This is a genomic window from uncultured Rhodococcus sp. (genome assembly GCF_963525155.1).
GTDB classification, from domain to species: domain Bacteria; phylum Actinomycetota; class Actinomycetes; order Mycobacteriales; family Mycobacteriaceae; genus Rhodococcus_F; species Rhodococcus_F qingshengii.
In genome coordinates, this window is record NZ_CAURKP010000183.1 from 1 (window position 1) to 9635 (window position 9635).

Sequence of the window (9635 nt, forward strand, 5' to 3'; positions counted from 1 at the left end):
GTTCACCACTTCGCCGACGGCCTCGATGCCCAGCACCCTCGGGAATGTCACGCCTTCGGCGAGGCCGAGGCGGGTGTGAAGTTCGGATCGATTGAGGCCGAAAGCCTTCACCCGGACCAGTACCCAGCCCGCAATCGGCACGGGTATCGGAATCACTTTGATAGTCAATGCTTCTGGCGGGCCGGGGGCGTCGAGTACGATTGCGCGCATTGTGCCGGTCATGCTTTTTCCTTCGTGGTCGGTGTCAGGTTTCGGTTGGCTTCACGCAGCGTGGCCAGTGTGGCGCCGAACCGATCGAGAGCGTCGGGCGTCAGCACGGAACCGAGACGGCGCTCCAATTCGTCGTCGAACGTTGCCTCCGCCCGCCGCAACAGCTCATTGCCCTCGGGAGTCAACTCGATGAGTGAGGATCGTTTGTCGGTGGGATTGGATTTTCGACGGCAGTGCCCCGAGGACTCGATCCGATCCACCAATTTGCTCGTGCCGCCGACGGTGATCGCGAGGGCCTCTGCGATGTCGAAGACCCGACAGGAGCCGAGCCTGTCGATGATCTGCATCGGCTCGAATCGACTCAGCGGCAGGTCGTGCTCGATTCGGAGTCGCTGGTCGGCGGCCGTCCACAATTCGGTTTCGAAGCGGACGAGGTTGTCGAAGTGCCTGCTCAGGGCTGATCTGGTCACGAGCAGACTCCGAACCGATATGCATTCCGTGGAATCATTCGTTCACCGTACGCCCGATTCGTGATTAATTCCATGGAATCTATTTCCGAACCTTACGCAGTGTCGGTGGGTCATGGGAACATATGTTCGTGTCATATGAACCGCTGGACCAAGAAACGCCAGGTGAGCACCCCGGCGATACTCGTTCTGGCGGGAACTATTCTGGCGGTAGTCGGCCCACGGGTGACGCAACGATCCTGCATGCGGACCTCGATTCGTTCTACGCATCAGTCGAGCAACGCGACGACCCGACTCTGGCCGGCAGGCCGGTCATCGTCGGCGGTGGGGTGGTCTTGGCGGCAAGCTACGAGGCCAAGGCGTTCGGGGTTCGCACAGCCATGAGCGGTGGTCAGGCCCGATCACTGTGTCCTCAGGCGATAGTCGTCCCTCCGCGAATGTCGGCGTACTCGCAGGCGAGCAAAGACGTGTTCGACGTCTTTCACGACACGTCGCCGCTGGTCGAAGGAATCTCCATAGACGAGGCCTTTCTCGAGGTCGGCGGGCTCGCCAAGATCGTGGGAAACCCGCTGCAGATCGGAGCCAACCTCAGACGCGATGTGGCCGAGCAGGTCGGACTACCGATCACGGTCGGAATCGCACGCACCAAGTTCCTGGCCAAGGTCGCCAGTGCATTCGCGAAACCCGACGGATTGCTGCGAGTGCCGCCGGAGGGCGAGACCGAGTTCCTGCATCCCTTGCCGGTCGAGAAGCTGTGGGGCGTCGGCAAGATCACGGCCCAGAAGCTGCGAAACTTCGACATCGTGACGGTGGGTGACATCGCGCGGCACGACGAATCCTCGATCGTCTCGATTCTCGGGGGCGGCGCCGGTCGCCATCTCTACGCACTCTCACACAATCGAGATCCGCGCCCCGTCCGCGCCTATCGTGGCCGCAGTTCGATGGGTGCTCAGCATGCGCTGGGTCGCGGATCCCATCCCCGCGCAGAACTCGATGCGTCGTTGATGTCCCTTGTCGACCGTGTCAGTCGACGCATGCGTTCGGCGCAGCGGACGGGGCGCACGGTCACGCTCCGGCTCCGCTTCGCGGATTTCACGCGGGCAACTCGATCTCACACGCTGCGCCGGTCCACCGCCGACACAGCGGAATTGCTGAACGCCTCGATGGTGCTGCTGGACGAAGCGATACCGATGATCGCGGACAAGGGCATCACGTTGATCGGCGTCGCTGTCTCCAACCTGGATCGGGACGGCGCCGAACAACTCGAATTGCCCTTCGACGGTCCAGGATTCGCGGGTCCGGACACTGCCGCCCTCGACTCGGCAATGGACAGTGTTCGGAAGAAGTTCGGCTCCGCGGCCCTTACGAGGGGAGTGCTCCTGGGACGCGATCCGGACCTGTCGGTGCCGCTACTGCCGGACTAGGTGAGGTTTGCTCGCAGAGTCGCTCCCTTGTATTCGCGACGGAACAACCCACGCGCCTGCAGCACCGGAATCACGTGATCGACAAAATCTTCCAGACCCTGCGGATAGGTCGGCGGCATCAGATTGAAACCGTCGGCACCGCGGCCGTTCAACCAGGATCCCATCTCGTCGGCAATCGACTCCGGTGTTCCGATCATCGTTGCGTGACCACCACCCGCAGCGAGCGTCCCGAGGAGTTCCCGCACAGTCGGTGCGTCCTTCTCGACGATCCGCAAAATAGTGGCGTAGCGGCCCTGCGGCCCGGTGAACGCTTCGAGTGGAGGCAACGGGGGCACGGGCCCGTCGAGATCCCAGTTCTCGCAATCCTGTCCGGTGAACAACGAGAGTTGGCGTATCGACTGTTCGGTGGGCAGCAGGAGATCGAGTTCGGCCTTCTTCGCCCTGGCCTCGGCGACGGTGCTGCCGACGTAGGTGACCAGTCCCGGCATCACGGCGACCGAACTCGAATCCCGGCCGGCTCGCTCGATTCTCGATTTCACGTCCGCGTAGTAGGTCTGTGCGCTGGGTAAGTCGTAGGCAACCGAATAGATTGCCTCGGCGCGACGCGCCGCCAGATCGCGACCCTGCTCGGACGCCCCGGCCTGGAACAACACCGGCCGGCCTTGCGGGGAGCGCGGAACCGTCAACGGCCCGTCCACCCGAAAATGTTTGCCGTCGTGATCGATTCGAGAAATCCTGTTTGCGTCGGCAAAACGCCCCGACCGGTCGAGAATCAGCGCGTCTTCCGACCATGAATCCCACAATGCGAGGGCCACTTCGACAAATTCGTCGGCTCGTTCGTATCGGGATGCATGATCGGGCATCGCCTCGAGTCCGTGGTTGCGCGCCTCCTGGTCGAACATCGAGGTCACGACGTTCCAGCCGGCCCGTCCGCCGCTGATGTGGTCGAGCGAGGCCAACAGTCGCGCCGCGTGAAACGGCGTGTAGAAAGTGGTGGAAATGGTGGTCACCAGGCCGATGTCCGCTGTCGCTCGTGCCATGGCAGTCAATGCGGTGATCGGCTCGAGAAACCACGACGCACCCGACTCGGGTTCGCGAACACTGTGACCGTCAGCGAAGAAGACGGCGTCCAGCTTGCCGCGTTCGGCGATCTGGGCGAGCGACTCGTAATACGTGATGTCGCCGAGACTTTCGACCGGTGAGTCGGGATGACGCCATGCCGCACTGTGATGTCCGCACCCGAGCAGGAACGCACCTATCCGCAGCTGTGCGCCCATCAGTTCTTGACGAGTCCGCCGTCGACAACCAGGTTCTGACCGGTCACGGCCCGTGACCATGGTGAGGCGAAAAAGAGTGCAGCGTCGGCAAATTCGTCCGGCGTGGTGACTCGGCGCAGGGGAGTGCTTGCCGCGATCATGTCGAAGACGGCTTCCGGTGTCGCGGCGCTCGCATCGGTGGTGCGGAGCAAGCCGCCCGAGACCATGTTGACTGTGATCCCGTCCGGACCGAGGTCGGCGGACAGTGTCCGTGTCAGTGCCAACAGTGCGGCCTTGGCAGCGGTGTAGTCGTGGTACGGAACTACCGGATTCTGGACCAGATTGGTTCCGACAGTGATGATTCGGCCGAATCCGAGTTCGCGCATGCCGGGGAGGGCTGCCTGGGTGGTGTTGAGTGTGCCGGCAACGGCTCCGCGTAGTTGAGAGTCGAAGTCGGCCCAGGTGATCGTGTCCGCGCTCGGCCGGGCGTCGCCGTTGAACGAGAAGTCGACGAGTGCATTGTCGACCACGGTCGATATCGGTGCGTCGAATCGCTCGCGTGCAGCGGAGAACAACTGGTCGACGGAACTGCGGTCCGTCACGTCCGCCTGGACTGCGAAGGCACGATCCTCACCTAGTTCGGTGACCAGGGTCTCAGCGGCGTCACGGCTCTTGTTGTAGTTCACGATTACCCGGGCCCCCGAGCGGGAGAATGCTCGGCTCAGTGCGGCGCCGAGCCCGCGGGCGCCACCGGTGATCAGAACGATCTGCTCGTCGAGGTTCAATGCGCGCTGAAATTGCTGTTCGGTCACGTCGACATCCCTCCGCCAGTGCTAACTGGTCAGGTTCATCGGGTCTGATCTCAGCCGACTTTTTCGGCACCCCGTGTCACCGTCCATCAGACCACGTGAGGTGAATCGTCCTGAACGCCGGGTGCGTTGTAACGGCCGGCGCGATGAGTTTTCGATCGCTCGGGAGTCGTAATTGCAAGCGAAGTGGCAACCGGCCGCTCGCCTTCGCCCCAGGAGATTCCGATGACCACCCAGCCCGTCCACAACGAAACTGTTTCCGGTAACGCCACGACGACGACACCTTCGGCCACGGCTCGCAAGCTCGGATACGTCCTGAGTGGGCTGTTCGTCGTTTTCATGCTCTTCGACGGCATCATCCACATTCTCAACCTTCAGACAGTCAAGGATGCGTCGGCTGAACTTGGGTTGCCGGACTCGCTGGCATTGAAAGCTGGGGTGGTGCAACTGATCTGCCTTGCGCTGTACGTGATTCCGCGAACGTCGATACTCGGCGCGATTCTGCTCACCGGTTACCTGGGGGGAGCGGTGTTGACCAACCTTCGAGCTGAACAGCCTCTGCTGAGCACGACCCTGTTTGCCGTCTACACCGGAATCGTCATGTGGGCGGGACTGTATCTCCGGGACGAGAAGGTTCGCGAGATCATCCCGCTGCGTCGGGCCTGAAATAGGCCCCCGAGGGGGTTGCGTGGGACGCGGTGTCCCATTATGTTTGACCTCATTCAAGTCCGTCGACTGCAATCGACGGACTGGCCGTGAGGAGACACCGATGGCTCGGTCAGCGTCGATCGAAGTGGAAAAGCCGTACCACCAGGTACTGCAGACTTTGTCCGAGGGCTCGGTTGCCCGCAGTTTCGATCCCTATCTCGACATCGACTGGGATTCACCAGAGTTCGCGATCGATCCGCATGATCCGAGATGGGTGCTCTCGTCCGTGTCGGACCCCCTCGGGGCGACGCAGTGGTACCAGGATCAGTCGTTGGAGCGTCGAATCGCCATGGGAATGTGGCGTCAGGCGAACGTGACCAAGGTGGGTTCGGCTTTCGAGAGCATCTTGATCCGGGGAATGCTGCAATACATCATGGCGCTACCCAACCAGTCGCCTGAGTTCCGGTACTGCCTGCACGAGATGACCGAAGAGTGCAATCACATCCAGATGTTCCAGGAACTCGTCAATCGCATGGACATCGACGTGCCGGGTATGCGTCCGATGTTCCGGCGGCTGTCGCCGATCATCGGAGTGCTGGGAGCAAAGTTCCCGGTCATCTTCTTCATCGGCATTCTGGCTGGTGAAGAACCGATCGACCACTTCCAGAAGGATCTCATCCGTGAGGGTAAGGACACGCCGCCGGCGATGCTCCGCACCATGGAGATTCACATCGCCGAAGAAGCGAGACACATCTCGTTTGCTCACGAGTTCCTGCGCAATCACGTCCCCAGACTCAGTCGTACGAGTCGAGCCATCACATCGGTCGCCTTCCCCGGCGCGATGCGTTGGCTTGCGGGTGAAATCATGTCACCGCCAAAGGAATTCGCCGAAGAATTCGGAATCCCGGACGAGGTGATGAAGAGCGCCTTCTGGGGGAGCCCGCATTCACGCCGCATCCTGGGTAACTACTTCGGTGAAATGCGAGCCCTGGCAGACGAACTCGGATTGATGAATCCGGTGTCGAAGCGTGCGTGGCGAAAGCTGCGCATCGACGGCGACTACGCCCGCTACCGCGGGGAGCCGAAGCGTTCCGACAAGACCCGGATCTAGTCCGGCCGCGAAGTTGCTCCGTCGGAGGACACCAGCTCGGCTATGAGCGTGGACAATTCGGCATGGGGATCGATCTGTAGTCCGCTCGAGCGGGCAACGCCGTCGAACATGTACCAGGTGTATTTCGCGAGGTCGGCGACGATCTCTTCGCGGCTCGGTTTCGGATCGGTGCTTCGGACCCAGTGGGTGAGCGTGCCCTCGACCATTGTCACCACTGCGAACGGTAGTGAATCGAAGGGTGAGGAGTCGATCCCCACGGATCGACCGACTTCGGTGATAGTGGTGCGGGCGGAGTCGGCGATTGTGGCCTTCAGACTGCTGATCGCGTCGATGCTCTCGTCGTCGTAGTCGGTGGGGCCGGTACCCATGAACTCGTGAATCCGCGGATGCTCGGTGATCCACTCGGCGACGGCGCTGATGGTTCGGGTCAAGATCTGGTCGAGAGTGCCTACCGAAATGCTCATCGAAGCATCCAGGGCCGCCGCAAATTGGCCGAGCACAAACGCTCGCACTCGTCGATCGAGGTCGTCTCGGCCGCTGAATTGGCGGTACACCACCGACTTGGCGAGGCCGGCACGATCGGCGATCTGCTGGACGGACACCTCGGCACCTGCCGCACGCTCTTCGATCAGTTCGACCGCCGAGGTGAGTATCCGTTTCTGACGCTCGGAGTTGTGTCGCTCCCACCGCGCTTCGCGACCGGTCAACTCTGCAGTGACAGGTTGCACAATTGCGTCGCTCGGCATCGCGCCAGTCTATCCGGACGGACCTGCCGTGTTTCCGACTTGTCATCGGGCGCGGCATCGGGATCGGTCGTCGGTACAACGTGGGACACTGGTCGAGTGAGGTTGTATCGAGACACGGCGGTGGTGCTGCGCCTGCACAAACTGGGCGAAGCCGACCACATCGTCACGTTGCTCACCCGTCAGTTCGGGTTGGTACGTGCCGTGGCCAAAGGTGTCCGCCGAACCACCTCCAAATTCGGTGCCAGACTCGAACCGTTTGCTCACATCGACGTGCAACTACTTCCGGGCAAGAATCTCGACATCATCACTCAGGTGCAGACGGTCGACGCATTCGCCACCGACATCGTCGACGACTACAGCCGGTACACCACGGCCTGCGCCGTACTCGAAACTGCCGAGCGGTTGGCCGGCGAGGAACGCGCGCCGGCCCCGCAGCTTCAGCGATTGACGGTGGGAGCACTGCGTGCGATCGCCGAGCAGGCACGACCAGTCGAGTTCGTGCTCGACGCGTTCTTGTTGAGAGCCATGGGCTATGCGGGTTGGGCGCCTGCCCTCGAAGAGTGCGCCCGCTGCAGTGCTCCTGGACCGCACCGGGCCTTTCATGTCGCCGCAGGCGGAGCCGTGTGTACCTATTGCCGCCCGGCGGGTGCTGCGACGCCGTCGCCCGGAGTGCTCGACTTGATGGAAGCCCTGCTCCGAGGGGAGTGGGAGGGTACCGATTCGGCGCCCGCGACGTTGCGGACGCAAGCCAGCGGACTGGTCGCGGCACACCTGCAGTGGCATCTCGAGCGCCAATTGCGGACGTTGCCGCTGATCGAGCGTTCGAGGCCGCATGCAGCCGTCGAGGTCGACTTGCCCGTGAGGCAGGATGGAACACGTGATTCGACGACGCGAACCGCGAACTCCGCTTGATTCTGCTGCTGACCGGGTGATCCGACCACCGGACCCACATCCGTCCGGGGCGACCCCGCCGATTCTGCAAACCGAACTGATCCCGCGCCACGTCGCTTTGGTGATGGACGGCAACGGACGATGGGCGCAGGAGCGCGGTCTGCCCCGAACCGCCGGGCACGAACGCGGCGAAGCTGTCCTGATGGACACCGTCTGCGGGTGCATCGAGATGGGTGTCGAGTGGCTCTCCGCTTACGCCTTCTCCACCGAGAACTGGAAGCGCAGTCCCGACGAGGTTCGATTCCTGATGGGCTTCAACCGTGATGTCATCCGCCGCCGACGCGACGAGATGAACGAAATGGGTGTGCGTGTTCGCTGGGCCGGTCGTAAGCCGCGCCTGTGGGCCAGCGTGATCAAGGAACTCGAGATCGCCGAAGAACTGACCAAGAACAACACCGTCATGAACTTGACCATGTGTGTGAACTACGGCGGCCGGGCCGAAATTGCCGATGCGGTAAAGGAAATCGCGAAGCGTGTCGCGGCCGGTGAGATCAATCCGGACAAGATCACCGAGGCGACGGTTGCCAAGTACCTCGACGAACCCGACATGCCGGACGTCGATCTCTTCCTGCGTCCGTCGGGGGAACAGCGGACGTCCAATTTCTTGATCTGGCAATCCGCCTACGCCGAAATGGTGTACCAGGAGAAGCTGTTTCCCGATTTCGACCGCCGCGACCTTTGGGCCGCCTGCGTCGAGTACGCCTCACGTGACCGTAGATTCGGTGGCGTCAAATGACAGGGGAGAACATGACCGACACCACCGACGAAGCAGCCCGCCTACAAGAACGCGCGGCCGCCTCGCTCGCGCATTTCGTGACGGTCGATGTGGCTGCCGACGGATCACTGGGTTTCCAGTACTCCGGCGCGCTGTGTTCCATCCAGGCGATGAATCTGTCCGAGGGTCTGGACGTGCTGTCCATGACGTGTGTTCTCGCATGGGACCGACCGGTGAGCGCGGCACTGCATCGCAAGGTGGCCGAGCGGAATCGCACCATCCAATTCGGCTCCATCGCGGTGTTCGGCCACGGCAGTCTGGCGGACGTCATCCTGCGTTACACGTTCCCTGCCGCCGGACTGGACGACGAGGCACTGACCACGATGTTGCTACTGGCGCTCACCGGTGCCGATACCGCCCGGCAGGGTTTGATTCCCTGACGCTCTCAGGCGGCGGCGCAGTCGCGGCAGGTGCCGAAGATCTCGACGGTGTGACTCACTTCGGTGAAACCGTTGTCCTCGGCGATGGTCTGTGACCACTGCTCGACCGTCGGGCCCTCGACCTCGACGGTGAATCCGCAGTTGCGGCACACCAGGTGATGGTGGTGCCCGGAGGAGCAGCGTCGGTAGACGGACTCACCTGTGTCGGTGCGTAGGACGTCGATGGTTCCGGCGTCGGAGAGTGCCTGCAGCGTGCGGTAGACGGTGGTCAGGCCGATGCCTTCACCTCGCTTGCGCAGTTCGTCGTGCAATTCCTGTGCCGACTTGAATTCGTCGATGTCGTCGAGCAGGGCGGAGATGGCGCTGCGCTGTTTCGTGGAACGAACGCCGACTGTGGCCGGTCCACGTTTCGAGGTCGTACTGCCCGGGGTGTTCATGCGGTGGAATCTCATCCTTCTTCGGCGTGGGCGACAGCGTCGACGACGATGTGTGCAAGGTGATCGTCGACGAGTCGATAGAGAACTTCTCGTCCGTTGCGTTCGCCGCGGACGACGCCCGCTGCTTTGAGTACGCGCAGATGCTGGCTGATGAGTGGCTGAGTGACACCGAGAGCTCCGACGAGTTCGTGAACGCAACGCTCCGACTCGTGCAACTGAAGCACGATCGCGATCCGAACGGGTGCAGCGAGCGCCCGCAGAATTTCGCCGGCTGCCGCCAGGGTTTCCTTGGGCGGCACGGGCGCGGGCGGTGCGGCTTCGAACGGGTCGTGCGTGTGTCCGAGGTCGGAATGATCATGGCTTTTGTGGAGATCGCCGGTATCCGCAATGCTCACAGCGAGGCTCCTTCGAGGGGTAGATC

General features: G+C 62.3%; 13 protein-coding genes and 1 riboswitch. Of the genes, 6 read left to right on the forward strand and 7 right to left on the reverse strand.

Annotated elements, in window-relative coordinates; translation table 11 throughout:
• Positions 1-222, reverse strand: a 222-nt coding sequence (locus tag RWT78_RS24695; RefSeq protein ID WP_314681597.1) for an alcohol dehydrogenase catalytic domain-containing protein, incomplete at its 3' end; no start/stop codon positions are given.
• Positions 219-680 (reverse strand): MarR family winged helix-turn-helix transcriptional regulator, encoded by a 462-nt coding sequence (locus tag RWT78_RS24700; protein ID WP_003944547.1) that lies wholly within the window; start codon positions 678-680, stop codon positions 219-221. The genes RWT78_RS24695 and RWT78_RS24700, both read right to left, overlap by 4 nt.
• Before the next feature lie 122 nt (positions 681-802).
• Between RWT78_RS24700 and dinB the strand changes: the two genes are divergently transcribed.
• On the forward strand, positions 803-2101 hold the full coding sequence (dinB, locus tag RWT78_RS24705) for a DNA polymerase IV (protein WP_080552815.1): 1299 nt from the start codon (positions 803-805) through the stop codon (positions 2099-2101).
• Here the strand turns inward: dinB and RWT78_RS24710 are convergent.
• Entirely contained in the window at positions 2098-3378 is a 1281-nt protein-coding gene (locus RWT78_RS24710; RefSeq protein ID WP_003944508.1) for an LLM class flavin-dependent oxidoreductase, read from the reverse strand. The two genes, dinB and RWT78_RS24710, sit on opposite strands and share 4 nt — an antisense overlap.
• Complete coding sequence (locus RWT78_RS24715) at positions 3378-4142, reverse strand: 3-oxoacyl-ACP reductase (protein ID WP_314681610.1); 765 nt, start codon at positions 4140-4142, stop codon at positions 3378-3380. Before RWT78_RS24715 ends, RWT78_RS24710 begins: the two co-directional genes overlap by 1 nt.
• Positions 4143-4159: 17 nt before the next feature.
• Positions 4160-4253, reverse strand: a riboswitch (TPP riboswitch).
• 138 nt (positions 4254-4391) lie between these two features.
• Between RWT78_RS24715 and RWT78_RS24720 the strand changes: the two genes are divergently transcribed.
• Both RWT78_RS24720 and RWT78_RS24725 read left to right on the forward strand, forming a co-directional pair.
• Entirely contained in the window at positions 4392-4832 is a 441-nt protein-coding gene (locus tag RWT78_RS24720; protein WP_314681601.1) for a DoxX family protein, read from the forward strand.
• A gap of 103 nt (positions 4833-4935) precedes the next feature.
• Positions 4936-5925 carry a diiron oxygenase gene (locus RWT78_RS24725; protein WP_003944493.1) on the forward strand — a complete coding sequence of 330 codons (990 nt, stop codon included), beginning with the start codon at positions 4936-4938 and terminating at the stop codon, positions 5923-5925.
• Here the strand turns inward: RWT78_RS24725 and RWT78_RS24730 are convergent.
• A complete protein-coding gene (locus RWT78_RS24730) occupies positions 5922-6671 on the reverse strand; it encodes a TetR/AcrR family transcriptional regulator (protein WP_314681604.1) in 750 nt (249 codons plus the stop codon). The genes RWT78_RS24725 and RWT78_RS24730 overlap by 4 nt on opposite strands.
• 96 nt (positions 6672-6767) lie before the next feature.
• Here RWT78_RS24730 and recO point away from each other — a divergent pair, with 96 nt between their 5' ends.
• The 3 genes from recO to RWT78_RS24745 are packed head-to-tail and all read left to right on the forward strand — an operon-like array spanning position 6768 to position 8777.
• Positions 6768-7583, forward strand: a complete 816-nt coding sequence (gene recO / locus RWT78_RS24735; protein WP_029255636.1) for a DNA repair protein RecO — start codon at positions 6768-6770, stop codon at positions 7581-7583.
• Positions 7540-8358: an isoprenyl transferase gene (locus tag RWT78_RS24740; RefSeq protein WP_003944543.1), complete on the forward strand. Its 819-nt coding sequence runs from the start codon at positions 7540-7542 to the stop codon at positions 8356-8358. Before recO ends, RWT78_RS24740 begins: the two co-directional genes overlap by 44 nt.
• Entirely contained in the window at positions 8355-8777 is a 423-nt protein-coding gene (locus RWT78_RS24745; protein ID WP_019749000.1) for a YbjN domain-containing protein, read from the forward strand. The genes RWT78_RS24740 and RWT78_RS24745 overlap by 4 nt, the downstream gene beginning before the upstream one ends.
• Positions 8778-8782: 5 nt before the next feature.
• On the opposite strand, the gene RWT78_RS24750 is transcribed toward RWT78_RS24745, so the two are convergent.
• Both RWT78_RS24750 and RWT78_RS24755 read right to left on the reverse strand, forming a co-directional pair.
• Positions 8783-9214: a Fur family transcriptional regulator gene (locus tag RWT78_RS24750; protein ID WP_003944514.1), complete on the reverse strand. Its 432-nt coding sequence runs from the start codon at positions 9212-9214 to the stop codon at positions 8783-8785.
• Positions 9215-9225: 11 nt separating this feature from the next.
• On the reverse strand, positions 9226-9609 hold the full coding sequence (locus tag RWT78_RS24755; RefSeq protein ID WP_003944457.1) for a metalloregulator ArsR/SmtB family transcription factor: 384 nt from the start codon (positions 9607-9609) through the stop codon (positions 9226-9228).
• Positions 9610-9635 lie beyond the last annotated feature (26 nt).